Origin of the sequence: Lysinibacillus sp. FW12 (assembly GCF_050817245.1) — a bacterium.
Lineage (GTDB): Bacteria > Bacillota > Bacilli > Bacillales_A > Planococcaceae > Lysinibacillus > Lysinibacillus irui.
Map to the genome: position 1 here is coordinate 26,863 of NZ_CP139094.1, position 17,816 is coordinate 44,678.

At 37.4% G+C, this 17,816-nt stretch carries 16 protein-coding genes and 3 tRNA genes; 4 read left to right on the forward strand and 15 right to left on the reverse strand.

Annotated elements, in window-relative coordinates:
- Nucleotides 1-259 precede the first annotated feature (259 nt).
- The 3 genes from hpt to SJW71_RS00175 form a co-directional block, all read right to left on the reverse strand.
- On the reverse strand, nucleotides 260-802 hold the full coding sequence (gene hpt / locus SJW71_RS00165) for a hypoxanthine phosphoribosyltransferase (protein ID WP_274795176.1): 543 nt from the start codon (nucleotides 800-802) through the stop codon (nucleotides 260-262).
- 67 nt (nucleotides 803-869) lie between these two features.
- Nucleotides 870-2,276 carry a tRNA lysidine(34) synthetase TilS gene (gene tilS / locus SJW71_RS00170; protein ID WP_274795175.1) on the reverse strand — a complete coding sequence of 469 codons (1,407 nt, stop codon included), beginning with the start codon at nucleotides 2,274-2,276 and terminating at the stop codon, nucleotides 870-872.
- A 34-nt stretch (nucleotides 2,277-2,310) separates the two neighbouring features.
- Nucleotides 2,311-4,698, reverse strand: coding sequence for a SpoIIE family protein phosphatase (locus SJW71_RS00175; protein ID WP_274795174.1), 2,388 nt, complete (start codon nucleotides 4,696-4,698; stop codon nucleotides 2,311-2,313).
- Nucleotides 4,699-5,118: 420 nt separating this feature from the next.
- Between SJW71_RS00175 and SJW71_RS00180 the strand changes: the two genes are divergently transcribed.
- The 4 genes from SJW71_RS00180 to SJW71_RS00195 all read left to right on the forward strand — a co-directional run bounded on the left by SJW71_RS00180 (nucleotide 5,119) and on the right by SJW71_RS00195 (nucleotide 5,776).
- Nucleotides 5,119-5,193: transfer RNA gene (locus SJW71_RS00180), tRNA-Gly, on the forward strand.
- An 11-nt stretch (nucleotides 5,194-5,204) separates the two neighbouring features.
- Nucleotides 5,205-5,281: transfer RNA gene (locus SJW71_RS00185), tRNA-Met, on the forward strand.
- Between the two features lie 5 nt (nucleotides 5,282-5,286).
- A tRNA-Glu gene (locus SJW71_RS00190) sits at nucleotides 5,287-5,358 on the forward strand.
- Nucleotides 5,359-5,524: 166 nt separating this feature from the next.
- Nucleotides 5,525-5,776 (forward strand): hypothetical protein, encoded by a 252-nt coding sequence (locus SJW71_RS00195; protein WP_312507367.1) that lies wholly within the window; start codon nucleotides 5,525-5,527, stop codon nucleotides 5,774-5,776.
- A gap of 85 nt (nucleotides 5,777-5,861) precedes the next feature.
- Here SJW71_RS00195 and SJW71_RS00200 read toward each other — a convergent pair whose 3' ends face one another.
- The 12 genes from SJW71_RS00200 to SJW71_RS00255 all read right to left on the reverse strand — a co-directional run bounded on the left by SJW71_RS00200 (nucleotide 5,862) and on the right by SJW71_RS00255 (nucleotide 17,656).
- Complete coding sequence (locus SJW71_RS00200) at nucleotides 5,862-6,290, reverse strand: S1 domain-containing RNA-binding protein (RefSeq protein ID WP_274795172.1); 429 nt, start codon at nucleotides 6,288-6,290, stop codon at nucleotides 5,862-5,864.
- A gap of 134 nt (nucleotides 6,291-6,424) precedes the next feature.
- A complete protein-coding gene (locus SJW71_RS00205) occupies nucleotides 6,425-6,829 on the reverse strand; it encodes an FtsB family cell division protein (protein WP_274795170.1) in 405 nt (134 codons plus the stop codon).
- Between the two features lie 17 nt (nucleotides 6,830-6,846).
- On the reverse strand, nucleotides 6,847-7,338 hold the full coding sequence (yabQ, locus tag SJW71_RS00210; protein WP_312507368.1) for a spore cortex biosynthesis protein YabQ: 492 nt from the start codon (nucleotides 7,336-7,338) through the stop codon (nucleotides 6,847-6,849).
- Entirely contained in the window at nucleotides 7,335-7,634 is a 300-nt protein-coding gene (gene yabP / locus SJW71_RS00215) for a sporulation protein YabP (protein WP_004229167.1), read from the reverse strand. The genes yabQ and yabP overlap by 4 nt, the downstream gene beginning before the upstream one ends.
- Nucleotides 7,635-7,781: 147 nt before the next feature.
- Nucleotides 7,782-8,072 carry an RNA-binding S4 domain-containing protein gene (locus SJW71_RS00220; RefSeq protein WP_322605661.1) on the reverse strand — a complete coding sequence of 97 codons (291 nt, stop codon included), beginning with the start codon at nucleotides 8,070-8,072 and terminating at the stop codon, nucleotides 7,782-7,784.
- A gap of 4 nt (nucleotides 8,073-8,076) precedes the next feature.
- Entirely contained in the window at nucleotides 8,077-9,537 is a 1,461-nt protein-coding gene (mazG, locus tag SJW71_RS00225; protein ID WP_274795168.1) for a nucleoside triphosphate pyrophosphohydrolase, read from the reverse strand.
- 9 nt (nucleotides 9,538-9,546) lie between these two features.
- On the reverse strand, nucleotides 9,547-11,166 hold the full coding sequence (locus tag SJW71_RS00230; RefSeq protein WP_431811633.1) for a putative polysaccharide biosynthesis protein: 1,620 nt from the start codon (nucleotides 11,164-11,166) through the stop codon (nucleotides 9,547-9,549).
- Between the two features lie 157 nt (nucleotides 11,167-11,323).
- Nucleotides 11,324-11,860, reverse strand: a complete 537-nt coding sequence (gene spoVT / locus SJW71_RS00235; RefSeq protein ID WP_274795165.1) for a stage V sporulation protein T — start codon at nucleotides 11,858-11,860, stop codon at nucleotides 11,324-11,326.
- Nucleotides 11,861-12,103: 243 nt separating this feature from the next.
- Nucleotides 12,104-15,616 carry a transcription-repair coupling factor gene (mfd, locus tag SJW71_RS00240; RefSeq protein WP_274795164.1) on the reverse strand — a complete coding sequence of 1,171 codons (3,513 nt, stop codon included), beginning with the start codon at nucleotides 15,614-15,616 and terminating at the stop codon, nucleotides 12,104-12,106.
- Between the two features lie 263 nt (nucleotides 15,617-15,879).
- Nucleotides 15,880-16,107, reverse strand: a complete 228-nt coding sequence (locus SJW71_RS00245; protein WP_016993788.1) for an anti-sigma-F factor Fin — start codon at nucleotides 16,105-16,107, stop codon at nucleotides 15,880-15,882.
- 247 nt (nucleotides 16,108-16,354) lie between these two features.
- Nucleotides 16,355-16,921, reverse strand: coding sequence for an aminoacyl-tRNA hydrolase (pth, locus tag SJW71_RS00250; protein ID WP_274795163.1), 567 nt, complete (start codon nucleotides 16,919-16,921; stop codon nucleotides 16,355-16,357).
- Nucleotides 16,922-17,056: 135 nt separating this feature from the next.
- Entirely contained in the window at nucleotides 17,057-17,656 is a 600-nt protein-coding gene (locus SJW71_RS00255) for a 50S ribosomal protein L25/general stress protein Ctc (protein WP_431811634.1), read from the reverse strand.
- Between the last annotated feature and the right edge of the window lie 160 nt (nucleotides 17,657-17,816).

A 17,816-nucleotide genomic window follows, 5' to 3' on the forward strand; every position in this document is an offset into this window, starting at 1 on the left:
AGAAAAATTATAAGTAAAATCTTAACATATCATGATTTCATCATACAACGAAAAGCCCTACTTAAAAAATGTTTCGTTCACTTTTTGCCGTTATCAAAACAGTTTTTAGGCCATCTTTATACGTCCCAGCGTAATTGTACCTGTTCCTTGGACTTGATTTAGCTGAACATTGTGTCAAGATTTTGAATTATGTTAAACATAACGAAAAATACGTGACTTGCGCTGGAGGTCTTACTTTAATAGCTGGTCTTTTTGTATCTTAGAAAGAATAAACTTCAGGCTTCAAGATACCAATATAAGGTAAGTTGCGATATTTTTCTGCGTAATCTAAACCATACCCTACAACGAAGCCATCTGGCACTTCAAAGCCAACATAATCAGCAGATAGGTTTACTTTGCGACCTGATGGTTTATCAAGTAATGTAACAATTTTGATGGATTTTGCTTTGCGATATTTAAATAAATCCACTAGATAGCTTAACGTTAAACCACTATCAATAATATCCTCGATGATTAATACGTCACGTCCCTCAACGCTTGTATTTAAATCCTTTAAAATCTTTACTTCACCAGAAGAAACAGTAGCGTTACCATAACTAGAAACATCCATAAAATCTAATTCAATGAAAGAATCGAAACGTTTCATTAAATCAGTCATAAATGGCATTGCCCCTTTAAGAACACCTACAGCTAATGGGAATGCATCTTTGTATTCCGCTGTTAGTTGTGCTCCTAAGTCTGCAATTCTTTCTTGCAATTGTTCTTCTGTAATCATAATTTTTTCGATGTCATTTTGTAACATATCGATTCCTCCTCGTGATGTATCAAAAAATCTTCAACCTATTACGTTGAAATATTTTACAAAGACCTTAGTCTACGATGAGCACTGTATCATCGTTTGGTTGCGGAGTGGTTGAAAAAAATATTCCCATACGCACACCAATTACCGCTACCACCTCATCAGTTTGAGAAATCAGTAACGGCCAGCTATTTCGCTCATTTAAAGGAATCTTTTCATCTATAAAAAGGCGAGATAAGCGTTTTGGCTGATCCATTCCTTTTAACAGCATTTTATCTCCATCCTTCCGTGCTCGAATGTAAAGCGGTAGATGGAGTTTGCTAGCGTTAAAATAAAAAAGTTGTGCAGTATCCGTCAGCAATTCAGACGATAAATCATGCAAATTGACTACGCATAAGCGTTCACCATTTATCAGTGTTGTCCATCCATTAGCAATTGAAATAATCTGTTTCTCAGGAGATGTTTGATCCTCTAATGGTTTATTCTTCTGAATCGTTAATTTCCCGTAACGGCGAACTGCTAGAAAATCTTCAGGCAAGTGAATTTCAGCATACCCTGCTGTTGTATCACAAAGCTTTAAAATTGAAGTCAATAAAGCAAAACTTTGTATCGTATTTGAATCTTTGTAAAGATAGTTTAATAGTATTAAAATGAGCCTCCTTTGTAAAGCAAGTGGTATCAATTGAAAAGCCTCAATTTCTAGGCTATATGTATTTTCGTTACTTCTTATTACGGTTTGAGAAAATACATCTTGGGCTAATGACATTAAAAAGGCGTCGTCTACTTGTAAATGCTTTGTAAAATGGGTGATTTGTTCAGTTACCCGAGGATTTTCCGCCTCCAGTAAAGGCACTACATGATGTCTAAATCGATTGCGTACATAAGTATCTTTGGAATTGCTAGCATCTTCTCGATAATCCAAACCTTTTCTAAGTAAATATTCCCTTATTTCAGACTTTGTAACCGTTAAAAACGGACGAATTAATGATTTTCCTTCAAAAAGTCGTTGGGGACGTATGCCTTGCATACTATTCATTGTTGCGTTTTTCGTAAGGGCCATTAATACTGACTCCAGTTGGTCATCCGCATGATGTGCAGTTACAAGCTTATTTGCATTTATTTTTCCCAAGATTTCTTTGAAATATCGATACCTTTCTCTACGACAAATGAGCTGTGTATTACCATTTTCCTGTGCCATAATTGCAGGTACTGGAATCTCGGTAGCATGTAAGGAAACACCATTGTCGTCACAATACTTTTGGACAAACGCTCTATCTTCAGCTGAAGCTTGTCCTCTCAACATATGGTCAACATGCACTGCTTCTACTTGAATATTCCACTGCTCCTGTGTCTGTACAAAGTAATGGAGTAATGCCATTGAGTCCACTCCACCCGAAACGGCGATGAGAAGATGGTCGCCTTGCTGTAATAATTGCTCTTCTTCAATAAATGTTTTGACCTTTAATTCAAATGACAAACGCTTCTCCTCCCCTTTTCGTTGTTATTGATTATCAGTGACTCATAGAATATTGAGCTGGTCTAAAAACAGACCATGTCGGTACAACATGTGTCACCTCTAACATTAGTACTGTACAATCGTCCTCAATGTCATAATAACTTTGGAATGATTGCATAATCGTAGTTAACTTTTCTTGAATGGTTTTATTTGTACTTGCGACCTGCTGTGCAAAAGCTAAAAACGCCTCCTCCTGCTCACTCCAATCAGCTACGCTTGAAAATAGACCATCTGAATGCATTAAAATGACGTCTCCTGCCTTCAGTTTCCTTTTCTCAGCCTCCACTGCTGAAATTGATAAGAATCCTACAGGTGCTGCATTACTTTCAACTTTCAGTACTTCTTTCCCACGTAAAATATAGGTCGACATTCCTCCAGCCTTCCACGACCACAAATCACCATGCTGTAAATCAACGAGAGCAAAATCAAGTGTTGCGTACATATCATCTTGTTGCTTTAATGACATGACATAATGCAATGTATGCATCGCAGTTTCCGGATTCATATTGTAATTGAGACACTCTCTCATCAAATGTATCAATTTTCTACTTTCATGTTGTGCTTCTTTACTTTGCCCCATACCATCAGACAACAATATCGCAAATAACCCTGGATGCAATTGGAAGAGGGCATGTGAATCCCCAGAGTATAAGGTAGCATTTTTAGACATGCTATATATATCATACTCTACTTCAAAGCTAATAGCTGATCTAAAGCATATTTGTACATGACGAAACGGTATTTCACAGGCTGTTACTTTTTCAATTTCAAAAGGTTCATCAAAAATTTCATAAAGAATTGGCAATATCATACGTTCAGCTAGTGTCGTATCTTCCTCCCAGTTGACCCGTGCTGGCGCTAAAGCACAGACAATTTTTCTTGCTCCTGGCTTATTGCTAAGCACATCAAGTTGAAAACATTCAATATGGGCCTCCTTTAAACGTTCAGCGATGTCTTTTTCAACACTTACAAATGAAATCGTATCCTCCTTCATCTCAGCAATTAACTGGTTTAAATGATTACTCATATCACGAAGTTGCAGAGCAATCATTTTTTTGCCATGGAAATACTGCCCGTTAATCCGTTCTCTATAGAGCTCCGTATCTAACTCCTCAAAAATCTTCGTCGATTTCACACATTTATAGCGTATTTGTTCTTCTACACGGTGGATAGCTGATTCTTTACCTACTCCTTTCATATGAAACCAATCAGTCATCAGCTTGTCCATCCCATTATTTTTAGCTCCCCAGCAATGTTCGTATCTGAAACAACTTAAACAAGTATTCATTGGAGAAACTTCCTTCGCTTCTTCAACCGGTGCCGTCATAAAACGATCAAACACAAGCTCCTTCATGAATTGAACAAAATGCTGAAAATGCTCTAACTTATATGTTACATGATCTGTTAACCAGTTCTGACGTGCCAGTAAAACCTCCTCACGTTGTGGGAAGAGCTTGTCCCTTACCTTATCTGAATATTTTTTAGGAATCATTAGAAAAAGAAGACTACCAATAGCAATAGAGGTAAAATAAACGCTATCTAAAGGCAATGTGGCGTCATAAAATAAAAAGAACACACTTGGTAAAATACTTCCGATGGCAACCCCAAATCTACCACCCTTCGCTCCCATACCCGCACACAGCCCTGTTAAAGTTGCAACTGAGAGCATGCCGGTAAATGAAAGCTTTGCCACACCGATTAGCGTCCCTAGCACAGCCCCGATTACAGTTGCCAAGGGAACACTCCCAACTAATGCACCAAAACAGATAAAGAGTTGCAATAAAAAAATGGGGAGAGAAAAATAGCTAAACACAACTGCTTGCATCCCTGTAAGCATGGCGGCAAACACCACTAATCCAGAACCCAGCTTCTCATATGTCCAATGACTCGTAAACCATTCATACGAGTTAACAAACAGCACTTGCATAAACAGCGTCATAATAAGAGCTAGAGCTACCTCACAGCCTACATAAAATTGTACAAGCACTGGTGGTAAGCCTTGATACATCACTCCTTGCCACATTATTTGTACTAGCAATACAGCTAAAGATACGGCAATGCTTTGTGGCAGCTGCCAGTAACGGAAACGCATAATACATTCATACATAACGATCTGTAAAGCTAGAATAAGGACTTGTCCAAAGCCAAGGAAAAAACAACCAACTAAACTACCAAATAGAACATATTTTGCATACTCCCTATATTTCGTTCGAATGATGGCCCAAAAAGGAACTGAGAACGGTACAGCTGCTTCGAACACAACGGATTGAGCTAGAAAAAAAGCGGTTAAGAAAAATAGAGAGCCTATCAGTATTTGTTTCTTTTTTATACCTATTTTTCGGCCTTCTACATTCGTTGTATTATACCATTCAATACTTGTCATATAACTTTCCCCTTTCCGCACTTTTGGCTATTATAAAAAATTATGTGTGGAAAGATTGTCTGACGTTGACAGAAAAAAATTAAAATATTTCGACTAATAGATATACATAAATACGAGAACTGGCAACAATTTCTTTCACAGTTGCCTTATATTTATGAAAAACGTTGAAAAACCACCTTATTGATACAAAATAATAATGTCTATACTTTTACCCTCACCATACTTAAATGGCATTCTATGTACTATCTCGTACTTCATTAAACTACTGCACCGATACATTTCTACGTAAGAACAAAAAATCCGCTAAAATAACACTTCTACACTAATTTTTATTAATTATATTTTTTATTATTTTTTTAATAAACTTACTTGACACTAACGCAATTGGCTTGTATTATTTAACTTGTTGCTTAACGACATGCGGAAGTAGTTCAGTGGTAGAACACCACCTTGCCAAGGTGGGGGTCGCGAGTTCGAACCTCGTCTTCCGCTCCATTTACTATATTGGCGGCCTAGCTCAGCTGGCTAGAGCGTACGGTTCATACCCGTAAGGTCGGGGGTTCGATCCCCTCGGCCGCCACCATAGTAGGCCCGTTGGTCAAGTGGTTAAGACACCGCCCTTTCACGGCGGTAACACGGGTTCGAATCCCGTACGGGTCATCTCAAATAGGCGTCTCAGAATCTACTTCTGAGGCGCCTATTTTTATTCTAAAAATGTAAGCTATGGGCTCCTAGAATCCACTCATTACGTTGAAAATTCTATGTAACAAAGTTTAAAATATGGCATACTAAATAAAAGATTTATTTTTAGGGGGGTTCATTTTCCTTGGGCGCATTAACGAAGGCTGCTTTAATTTGTGGGAGCGGCTCGATGATTATTTTAATTTCAATTCTTATTAATTTACCTTTTTTTGTTCAAATAGCACTATTACTTTGCGGACTTGCGGTAAGTATATATGGTGTTTTTTTACTTGTCAAAATGGTGACCCATCCAGCAGAAAAGGCAATTATCGCTCCTGCTGACGAAAAGGATATAACACCTATAAAAAAGAAGAGAAGGCCTTCTTCTACTCTATAGGGACATGAAAAAAGGGATTAGCTATGAACAAGCTAATCCCAACTCTATTTCATACACTTTTTCTACGATTAAAACAGTCAGCAAACTACCCTCTTCTAGCTCCGCGACCTCCGCGTTTTGATTCTGTAGCACGTTTAAGTGTTGCTAGACGTTCATCACTATCTTTTAAGAAGCGTGCCATTTTTTGCTCAAAATTTTCTTTTGGCTGGTGGCGTTCGTTGCGATCATTAGAACGATTCTCACGACGTGGGCGTGCTGGTCGCTCTGGTCTCTCAGCTTGAGGCTTTGCTTTACGGATTGAAAGACCAATCTTTCCGTCCGCTTCAACATTCATCACTTTTACTTCAACTTCATCTCCAACTTTTAGATGCTCATTGATATCTTTTACATAATTGTCAGCAACTTCACTAATGTGAACTAAGCCTGTTTTGCCATCTGGCAGCTCAACGAATGCTCCAAAATTTGTGATTCCTGTTACTTTACCTTGTACCTTGCTGCCTACTTCAATTGACATAAAAAAAATGCTCCTCCTTAAAAATTAAGCGACTCTTTTGAGCCATGTAATCAATTTAATCAAACCTTTTACTACTATAAGCTTCTCTTTTCATTATATATAACAATAAAAGAGTGTCAACAATACATAGCTTTTCAGTCGTCCTTTTTATCTTTCTTATCTGGCATAATGAAAATAACTTCACCTTTTTCGGATAAGTAATACTCTTTTCTTAGTAGTTTCGCGATATATTCATCATCCTGTAATTGTTTGATTTTAAGGTTTAATGTTTCTTGTTCCTCTTTCAATTCAGTGAGATGCTTATTCGCTTCTTCTTTTGATTTCTCTTTTGCCGCTAATGTTTCATTTTGATGTGACAGCACATTTAAGAGAAGAGCGATAATAATGACTGGTACAATCGCAAAAAAGACAATACGACGCATTTTACGTTTACGAGCTTGTTGTTTGCGATTTATAGCTCTATCCGTGTTACGGACATAGTCATTATCAAGCTTTGTGAAGTTCTGTTGTTCATCATTTGATGAATGACGTCTAGTCATGCCCGCACCTCCGAAAATTATTGTTGCTTTTTATTATACTTCAAATATCGTAATTTTTTAAAAAAAGTGTAGGACAAATACGAATAAATTTTGACAAAAGGTCTTATAACAAACATTACTATATTTAATAATAGCTGCAAAATATGTCGAATTACAGTGACAATGAAACGTACAATGAACCAGAAGGGCCTCCATGTTATATTCACCAAAATTCTAGCTACGAAACGTAAAAAAGTTTGAAAAAACGATTGATACAAAAAAATTCCGGCTATTTGCGCTAGCGGGTCATAAGCCCGCCAAGCGCCGTCTTTTAGCCAAAATAATAAATAATATGTCAATCCTCCAAGTAGAATCCATGTTAATATTTCAAAAATCATCATCCACTTGCGAAGGCTTGACCTTTTTGGAGTTGAAAAAACAATAAGTCTTACACTATCAATTATGAAACCAACTGCTATACCGCTCAAAACCATGACAATTAATTGATAAAATTGTTCACTAACAATCATCCAAATAACTTATGAAGGAAACCTTTCGAGAAGCCACTTTCCTCCTCGTCATACTGTAAGGTTTTTACAGTTCCTTCAAGTGTCAATAATCCTTTGTCAACATCTAAATGAACGATATGCAGTTCCTCACCACGAATTAACAAGTGCCCTTGGGACGTCTTAATAAAAAACTCTTCCTGATCAAAGCGTTCAATTGATTTTACAGAAGTCATGTCCATTCTTTTACGATTACGAATCGTTAAAATATGCTCTCCAGATGGAATTGTGTAACGATTACTTTCTTGATGTAGCGTCATTTTCTTCCTCCTTTAGTCGTCCTAGCTTCTGTTCACTTTATGCGGACAACCTTCAAAGCATGACAAACTTTATTTAAGTTGTGCATTACTTTCATCCACAAAAGAACGGTAGGGCAACATTAGGTAAGTTAGAAAATAAAATTAACGCTATTCTTCATCATCGATAAATTCAGGTTCAACTTTTTCTAGTCTTTCTTCTTTCAAAATTGTAAACATTTTTGCTGCATCTTCTTTTTTCACTGTATCACGTAATTCTTCAACACGAGCTGTTACTATTTTTTGACCAAAACGGATAGCTAGCTCATCCCCAGCTTTTATAGCACTACTAGCTTTTGCTACCTTTCCATTGACTGTAATACGCCCTTGATCTGCCACCTCTTTAGCTAAAGTGCGGCGTTTTATTAAACGGGATACTTTTAAAAATTTATCTAGTCTCATCTTTTTACTCCCTTTCTAATTGCTTTGCTTCATTCCAGAATGCATCTAATTGTTCTAATGTAAAATCAGCAAATGATTTTCCACTAATTTTCACCTGTTCCTCTACATAACCAAATCGTCTAGCAAATTTCTCATTTGCATGTAACATGGCCTCTTCTGGAGACAGCTTGTAAAAACGTGCTAAGTTCACTAATGTAAATAATACATCACCAAACTCATCAAGACGGGAGGCATTTGAGCCTTTTGTCACCTCATGGCGGAATTCCTGCCATTCCTCAGCAAACTTATCCCATGCTCCCTCCACATCAGGCCAATCAAAACCTACTTTGGCAGCTCTTTTTTGGTAGTTATAGGCTGTCTGTAATGAAGAGGATGCTCTATACTCTTCTTTTAATAATGGTTTATCGCTAGTACCCTTTTCCTTAGCTTTGATTACCTCCCAATTGGCAACTACAGCATCAGCATCCTCTACTGCTACATCACCAAAAACATGCGGATGGCGACGAATCATTTTTTCGCTAATTGAAGCTAAAACATCCTCTAGTGTAAAGTAGCCTTGATCTTCACCAATTTGGGCATGTAAAAATATTTGTAATAGCACATCACCAAGTTCCTCAATCATTGCAAAATCATCCTCAGCATCTACAGCAGCCAAGTATTCATGTGCTTCTTCAAGTAAATATTTTTTTAATGACTCATGTGTTTGTTTTTGATCCCAAGGACAGCCATTCGGACCTCTTAGCGTGGCAATAATTTGGCGGAATGTTGTCCAATCTCTCAATGCTTCTTCCTGAGATTTTACAGGCGGAACGTACACTGTTGTTAAATTATTTACTTCGACACTTTGATCGAGCTCATAGAGAGGTACCGTTACAATCTTTTCTTGTGAAGACCCTGCAGCCGTAACAACTGTCACAGGGTACTCATCAGCGTATTTTTCCATCAATGTTAGCTTCACTTCTGAAGCACTAAATGTATCGTATACTTGAGCAATTAAGATATGTTGACGCATGTTGATGTCATGCATTGAAAAACTAGTACCATCAAGTAATTGGAAGCCTTCAATTGGGTCAATTTTTAATGCGCCAAAGATTGGGTCCAGGAAACTTTGACCACCCTCAATGACTAAATTAATTCGACTATTATTAGCCGCTGCAATAAGTAATTGTACTGTTTGTTCTGCAACCAATGGGTGGCCTGGCACAGCATACATAATATCCTCAACAGCAGTAGCTTCAATAAGAGCATCTGCAATTTCTGCATAGACTGGCTGGAATGCATCATGTTTTTCATAAACCTTATCAAAGCTTTCGAATTGTACTCCCTCAGCTTCTAATTCCTTTAATACTGGATGATCCACTGTTCGTACATATAATTTTTTAGCAGCCTTTAATTTTCTATAAACGCCCATTTGCAGCTGATTAAAATCCCCCGCACCTAAGCCTATAATTGTTAATGTATTCAATATTCACACCTACTTCTTTGAATTTAGCCATAATTGGTAGACAGCCATTCTGCGTCCAAACGGCAATAAATACCACTCTTTTTCTACTAACACTCGTTTCTTAGCAATAATCGTTAGCATAGCAAATGCACCAAAAAATACAGCTGTTAGACCTGCCACCACCGCCATCAAACGTGAAGACATCAAATGGCTTAAAAACGCTGATGCTATTTGTAACCATACGAGTACAACAGCTGCCATACTTAATGATGCCACCCCTACTTTTTTATAAAAGTCTCCTGATGCAAATTGAATACCAGTCAATCCTTTCAAATAAACAATAAGCAAGAAGGCCGTTACTAATAATCCAATATCATTCGCAACAGCTGCACCTAATACACCCAACCAGCCAATTAACCGTACATTCAATATGATTTTTAACAAAAAGCCAATGATTAAAAATAATGCTGGCTTTTTTAATTTACCATATCCTTGTAAGATTGCCGTAAATGTAAGAATAATTGACAATGGGACGATTTGGAATACATAGACGATTAAAACTTCTGATAAAGTATTGGTTTTAAAAAGCATTTCATTTATATAAGGCATGACAAGCATTAAACCTAATGAGGCTGACCAGCCAAATAGTATTGATGCTTTGTATGTTAACTGTATAAATGGTATAGCACTTCGCCCCTCTTGTTTTTTCGACAAATGAGCAACAAGTGGCACAATAGCAAGCGACAACGAAGAAGCGATAACAACCCCTAATTGTACTAACGGCTGTCCACGATCATAAATACCTTTCGTTTCCTTCGCTAATGTAGGTGCCATACCATTGTCAATCAATGATGTATAAATCGTAAATGAATCGACCAGCTGGTATCCAAGTAATAGCAGACCACTCATGCTGACACTTAAGCTCAACCATGTTACTTCTTTAATAATTGAAATACTTTTCACCTGATGTAGGTGTTGATTATTTCGAAGTCCAAATCGTTTATAAAAGATATAAGCAAGCAATAACAGGGCCGTAACTTCACCAATTACTGTACCGATAACAGCCATTTTCCCTGCATCATAAAGTGATTTTGTTGTTGTCATTATAATAAAGGTGCCTACTAAAATAACAGTTACTCTAATCGTTTGTTCGAGAACTTGGGCATATGCAATAGGCTCCATAATGCCTCTAGATTGAAAGCAACCTTTCATAATTGCTAGTGCTGGCATAACCAATACTACAAGGGAGCCTGTACGTATTAAAGGTGCCAATTGAACATCACCCATCCACTGGGCTATAATTTCAGCACCTCCAAATAAAATTGCAAAAAATAATAGCGATAATATCGTCAAATATCGGAAAACCACACGCATAATGGTGTTTCGTCGTTTCTGACGTTCTACTGTATCAGCAATGCAATCATTATCTGCAAGCATTTTAGAAATGGCCACAGCAAAGCCACTAGATGTCCAAACAACGAAAATTGATATAACGGGATACACCTGTTGATAGATATAAAAGCCTTCATCTCCAACTAGATTTTGAAAAGGTACACGATAAATTGCACTAAGAACCTTTACAATAAGGGCAGCAACTGTCAATAAAGCTGCACCCTTCATGTAGCTTTTCATGCCAAAACGTTGCGACATAAATTGCCCTCTTTCCTTCTTAACAATGCCCATAGTATAGCATATCTCCAAAGTTTGACGCGCCAGGTAGCACTACTGTTCCTATAATGACTTATTTATGTACGCAAAAAAAGTTATTGTTCAGCCTAAAAGGTCATCGCAATAACTTTTCCATGCATCAACTATTCATTTGTTTAGCTAAGAAGTTAGCAGCTGTTTCCACTACTTTGACTTCTACCTCACCGACAAAGTGTACTTTTGATAAGACAATAATACAGCCTATTGGATCACCGTTTACCATAATAGGTGTCGCACAATACGATTTTACCTGCTCATATTGTCCAGGGACAATTTCAATCGTTGTTTCCATTTTTTCAATTTTTGTTGATCGCTCTTCCATGAAACCTTCCGCAAAGGATGTAATGCGACGATTAATATATTCTTTTTTACCAATCCCTGCTACAGCAATTACTTCATCACGGTCAGTGACAAATGCTGGTGTTCCTAATGTTTCATAAAGTGTCTCAACATATTCTCTTGCAAATTCCCCTAAATCATTGATAGGAGAATATTTTTTTAATATGACTTCACCTTCACGGTCCGTATAAATTTCAAGAGGGTCGCCTTCACGAATACGTAGCGTCCTACGAATTTCTTTTGGAATAACTACACGCCCTAAATCATCAATACGACGAACAATTCCTGTTGCCTTCATTCTAATGCCTCGCTTTCGCTACAATGAAATTTTTATTCAACTATAGTATGGTTTTTATTTAAGTAATCTATGCAAAAACTGATGAAAAAGGATTTCGCAACCAACAATTTTTTTCATAAGCTATTACGTCAATCAACTCCATATTAGTTTGCCCAAGGAATAAGTTTCTATAATTAATTCATAAAAAATGTATATAAAAAGGCCATCTTATCTTTTCCGAAAAAGATAAGACCGGCCTTTTTGCTAGTGCTGTTTTTTTGCTTTATCAATAATTTGCATGAGCTCTTCCAACAAATCAAATGGTTGATATTTTCCACACTTTCGCTCATCTATTGTTAATTTTAACTGCATGCCGTCCATACCAAAACCGACAGCACGTTCAAATTTCATCGATTCTTCAATGATTTTACTGCCATCAACATTGGCTGTTCCCTGTTCAGACAACAGAATTGTAATCAGTTTTTGCTTTTCCTTTACAGATACTACTCCTGCGCCAAGACCCCAAACCTTCATTCGTGCTATTCGCAGTAAACGCTCTGTTTCAATTGGAAGATCGCCAAATCGATCCTCTAATTCCTCCATGATTTCATCATATTCCTCTACTTGATCCATTGCCTTAATGCGTTTATACATTTGGATTTTTTGATATCCATCCGGAATATAGACGTCAGGAATATACGCATCAACACTTAGCAATATTTCGATATCTGGCTTCTCTTCTTTTTTTACACCTGTTTGTCGTTCAGCAATGGCGTCTTGAAGCATTTGAGAATATAAATCAAAGCCGACTGAATCAATAAAGCCATGTTGCTGCGCTCCGAGTAAGTTACCTGCGCCTCGAATAGATAAATCCCGCATGGCAATTTTAAAGCCTGAGCCAAGCTCAGTAAACTCTTTAATTGCCTGTAAACGCTGCTCGGCTACATCTGTCAATACTTTGTCTCTTTGATACATAAAGTACGCATATGCTACCCGGTTTGAACGTCCAACCCGTCCACGTAACTGATAAAGCTGGGCCAAGCCCATTCGATCAGCATCATGGACGATTAATGTATTCACATTCGGTATATCAACACCTGTCTCAATAATGGTTGTCGTAACAAGGACATCATAGTCACCCTCTAAAAAGGCTAAAATCACTGATTCCAATTCTGACTCTGTCATTTTTCCATGCGCATGACCTATTCGCGCCTCAGGAACGAGTACCTGAATCTCCTCTACCTTACGGGCCATATCTTCAACTCGATTATATAAATAAAACACTTGTCCGCCACGTGCCATTTCTCTCTCAATTGCTTCTCGCACTAATGCTCCACTATGTTCCATTACATACGTTTGGACTGGGAAACGATTGGCTGGTGGTGTTTCAATAACAGACAAATCCCGAACACCTACCATAGACATATGAAGAGTACGTGGGATTGGTGTAGCCGTTAAAGTTAAGACATCGACATTAGTCTTTAATTGCTTAATTTTTTCCTTATGTGTCACACCAAAACGCTGTTCCTCATCAACAATTAACAAACCAAGATCTTGGAAAATTAAATCTTTAGATAAAATTCGGTGTGTTCCGATAACTATATCGACTTGCCCCTCTTTTAAACCCTTTAATGTTGCAGTTTGCTCTTTTTTAGTGCGGAAACGGGATAATAATCCAACATTAATAGCAAAGTCCTGAAAGCGCTCACGGATTGTTTCATAATGCTGCTGGGCCAAAATAGTAGTAGGGACAAGGAAAGCTACCTGCTTACCGTCTTGAATAGCCTTAAATGCTGCGCGAATGGCTACCTCTGTTTTACCATAGCCTACATCACCACATACTAAACGATCCATGGGGCGTTCTCGCTCCATATCTCGCTTTACTTCAACAATAGATCGAAGCTGATCCTCTGTTTCTTCATAAGGGAACATGGCCTCGAAATTACGCTGATCATCATTATCAGGTGTAAAAGCATGCCCTTTCTCTGCTTCTCGCTTGGCATAAAGCTTAATTAAGTCATCAGCAATATCCTGTACAGCAGAGGATACCTTCGCCTTAGTTTTTTTCCACTCTGCTCCACCTAATTTATGTAGCTTTGGTTCACGATCTTCTGATGCCACATATTTTTGGATTAAGTCTATTTGCTCTACAGGTACATACAATTTATCGTCAGCACGGTATCGAATATGCAAATAATCTTTATGTGTACCATTGACCTCTAGCGTTTCCACACCAATATATTTACCAATCCCATGATGAACATGCACAACATAATCACCCGGCTTAATTTCTGTATAGCTCTTAATCCGTTCAGCATTGGTCATTTTTTTTGTTCGCGCTTTTTTCTTTGCCTGCTGCTTAAAGAGCTCATCCTCTGTCACAATTGCTAAGCGCTGCAACGGTAATTCAAAGCCACTCGATAAGCCACCATCAACAATATAAATCCCAGGTTCTGCTGGTTCACCTATTGTTGTATGAATATCGTATTCTTCAAGCATTTGCTGAACCCGTTTCACACGTTCTTTATCCCTTGCAACAATTAGTACCGTAAATTTACCAAGGAACCAGCGTTCTACTTCACTTTGTAGCAATGCCATCTGCCCGTGAAATTGCTGCATAGGCTTGCAAGAAAAATTAGTTGTTTTATTAAATGTGATCCCTGAAAATGTTCGTGAAAATAACGAAAACGAAAGCTTTTGTTGTGGCAACATCGCTAGTATTTCTTTTAGCGTGAAGGCGGGTTTGACATCATGAACCATTTTTCCTTCTTCAATTAATGATAAAAACCATTCATCCTCTTCACGTTCCCATGCATCCATAACCTCTTGAATGCGTCCAAGCTCATCGAAAAGCACAATGCCATCCTGTGCAAAGTAATCTCCCAGATAGGCCGTTTTATCGTATAATAATGAACCATATTTGTTGACGTAATCAGGTAAGTTTCCTTGTTGTAACAGTTCAATATCATACTGAATATGCTGATACAGTAACTCCTTAGTTTCCTGTTTTTTGACCTTCTTTAAGCTGGCTGCTAAGGCGGATTCCAAACGACCAGATAGCGACTGTCTTTCTGCTTTAGTCAGAATAACCTCTGCAGCAGGAAGAATACGAATTTTTTGCAATTTATCAATAGAGCGTTGGTCGTCTGCTGAAAATGTCCGTATAGAGTCAACCTCTGTATCAAACAATTCAATACGAATAGGCGATTCTAAATAAGGAGGATAAATATCTAAAATGCCTCCACGCAACGCAAATTCTCCAGGTGTTGTCACCATTGAATTACGAACATAACCCATCTCAACTAATGTTTGTAACCACTTATCAATTTCGATATCATCACCTATAGCTGTTTGTAAAAAATATTGTTGCCAATGTTCCTTTGGCTGCATAATTTTCCTTAAACCTGCTACGGGTATTACATAGATAGCCTTCTCACCTCTAGCTAAACAATCAAGTGTTGCAATTCGCTCTGCACGTAATTCAGGTGATGCCACAGAAAGATCTGCTGCAATGAATTCATCAGCAGGGTAATAATGTACATATTCTTCACCTAATAATCCAGCAAGCTCATCAACCATTTTTTGTGCCTGCAATAGATTAGGAGAAACAATATAGATGGGCTTCTTAACATATTCAAATAACGCATCAACCATTACTGGTCGTGCGCTTCCTGTTAAACCTGTAATAAGCTGTGATGCAGTTTGACCGCTCTGAATTTCCTGTAAAAATGATGTAATATGTTTATCCTGCGACACAAGTTGTCGTAAAACCTCCACAGTCAAAAGCTCCTTTCAGCATAAATTTCTATTTGTATCTTTTTTCAGTATTCTTCTCATACTTCTATAAGGGAAGATACTTGTATTCATTTTTTCAGTGTGATCGCAGAATTTTTCGATCAAGCATGAAAAATTCTATACATAGCAACGAGGCGTAGTCTTTCTATTACTCTAGTGCTATTTTAAATATCTCTATTATTGGCTATTTTATAAAATGGAAAAAGGCCTTGAACACACATGAGTGCGTCAAAGCATCCTTCCAATTATTGAATCCATTTATTGAGTGCGTGATAATCTGGATATTGTCTCAGCGAATCCTCACATTGCTCACAAATGCAGTGCACAGTCGTTTGTCCATGTTGATCTTTCTCAACATAATCATCTGCTTCTCCCAATTCGAAAATATGCAGTTTTCGAATTGTATCATCTGCATCAAATGGTAGTGTCCCTATTTCTACTTCACAATGCCGACATCGGTAGCGAACTGACATCTCCAAATCATCCTCCTTTAAGCAACTTTCTACTTAAAGTATAGACATTTATAAAAAGGATTATGCACTTTCCAATGTCGTCAACATTGCAATCACTTCAAAATTAGAGAATTATTTTGTGCTTGTAGTTAACACTATTCAAAACAAGCATTTAGCTGCGGTTATAGTATAAGGCACATTGTAGCTCATCCTTAAACCATTCCAATTATCCATTGACTTTAACAAAAATTTTTTAGTTGTGTTCCATTTATTTGCTAGTGTTAAAGTGATTCATCACATCAAGAAACGGCTTTGAAAGAGATGCTTCGACTGCATTTACAGATTTTTCGATGGCTTCTTCCATAAGAACCTGATCGTCCTTTGAAAATTTCGCTAAGACATAGTCTGCAACTTTCATGCCCGCAGGTGGACGATTAATTCCTACTCGAATACGATTAAATTCCTGGGTACCTAAATGTTGAATTAAAGATTTAATGCCGTTATGGCCGCCTGCACTACCTTTTTGTCGCAGACGCAATTTTCCTGTTTCTAAATCTAAGTCATCATAAATTACAATTAAATCCTCTACATCAATATCAAAATAATCCATAAGGGGACCAATACATTCCCCTGATAAATTCATATATGTTAAAGGTTTAACAAGTAGAACCTTTCCTTCAGGTCGATGTACAGTTGTGTACATTCCATTAAATTTTGAATTTGTTAAAGGCGTCCCCCATTTTTCTGCTATCGCATCAATTACATCAAAGCCAATATTATGTCTTGTATGCTCATAAGGTTTACCTGGGTTTCCTAAACCAACAATAATTTTCATAAGTACCTCTCTTCTTTCAATCTAATAGTCATTATTTTACCATACAGCACACATAGAAAGCATTTTGTACAATTCTTAAACCGCATAAAAAATAAGGCTAATAAGAAAGCTCAACTTTCTTACTAGCCTTACCTATTATTTATTTTTATCTTGCTCTTCCACACCGTCTATAGTCTCTTCTTCTACTGAAGCAGGCGCTATAATCGTTACTAATATATAATCATCTTCATCAATAACTTCAACAGGTATATGATCTCGAATATCTTTTACAGTTAAGGATTCTCCAATTTTCAATGTTGAAATATCAACATCAATCGATTCAGGTAACTCTGCTGGTTTTACCTTCACTTTCAATTCTAAGTTAGGCTGCATTAAAATACCGCCCTCACTCACACCGACTGACTGACCCATTAGTTTAATCGGAACATCAGCTTCTAACTCCTCAGCCATATTAATGGCTAAAAAGTCGACATGATTTACTTCATCCTTTAATGAACATTGCTGTATTTCTGACACAACAGCATTCACTTTTTGCCCCTCTAACTCAAGTGAAAACACACTATTTTGTCCATTTCTCTGAATGGACTTAACAAATTCTTTTGCAGAAATAGAAATTGGGGTTGAATCTAATTTATAGCCGTAAATAACCGCAGGAATGGCTCCCCCTTTTCTAAGTTGGGTTAATGTCGAACGATGCCCAGTTTCGCGCTTTTTAACACTTAATACTGTACTCATACTTCTTTATTCCCCTTCCAAGAAAATTATTTACGCCTTATCAACAAGCAATATGTTGTAGGCTATGATAATATTTATCTCTTATTATTTGATAGAGTAAATATTATTAAGTCACATTTTCTATTATACCCCTTTATATGAAGAATCACACAAAAAACAC

Excerpts from the sequence above, each read along its gene's own strand:
- hpt (WP_274795176.1), bottom strand. The coding sequence starts at position 802 with ATGTTACAAAATGACATCGAAAAAATTATGATTACAGAAGAACAATTG.
- SJW71_RS00175 (WP_274795174.1), bottom strand. The coding sequence starts at position 4,698 with ATGACAAGTATTGAATGGTATAATACAACGAATGTAGAAGGCCGAAAA.
- SJW71_RS00255 (WP_431811634.1), bottom strand. The coding sequence starts at position 17,656 with ATGAGTACAGTATTAAGTGTTAAAAAGCGCGAAACTGGGCATCGTTCG.
- yabQ (WP_312507368.1), bottom strand. The coding sequence starts at position 7,338 with ATGATTGTTAGTGAACAATTTTATCAATTAATTGTCATGGTTTTGAGC.
- SJW71_RS00200 (WP_274795172.1), bottom strand. The coding sequence starts at position 6,290 with ATGTCAATTGAAGTAGGCAGCAAGGTACAAGGTAAAGTAACAGGAATC.
- yabP (WP_004229167.1), bottom strand. The coding sequence starts at position 7,634 with ATGACGCTACATCAAGAAAGTAATCGTTACACAATTCCATCTGGAGAG.
- spoVT (WP_274795165.1), bottom strand. The coding sequence starts at position 11,860 with ATGAAGGCAACAGGAATTGTTCGTCGTATTGATGATTTAGGGCGTGTA.
- pth (WP_274795163.1), bottom strand. The coding sequence starts at position 16,921 with ATGAAAATTATTGTTGGTTTAGGAAACCCAGGTAAACCTTATGAGCAT.
- SJW71_RS00245 (WP_016993788.1), bottom strand. The coding sequence starts at position 16,107 with ATGTCAGTTCGCTACCGATGTCGGCATTGTGAAGTAGAAATAGGGACA.
- SJW71_RS00220 (WP_322605661.1), bottom strand. The coding sequence starts at position 8,072 with ATGAGACTAGATAAATTTTTAAAAGTATCCCGTTTAATAAAACGCCGC.
- SJW71_RS00205 (WP_274795170.1), bottom strand. The coding sequence starts at position 6,829 with ATGACTAGACGTCATTCATCAAATGATGAACAACAGAACTTCACAAAG.
- SJW71_RS00230 (WP_431811633.1), bottom strand. The coding sequence starts at position 11,166 with ATGTCGCAACGTTTTGGCATGAAAAGCTACATGAAGGGTGCAGCTTTA.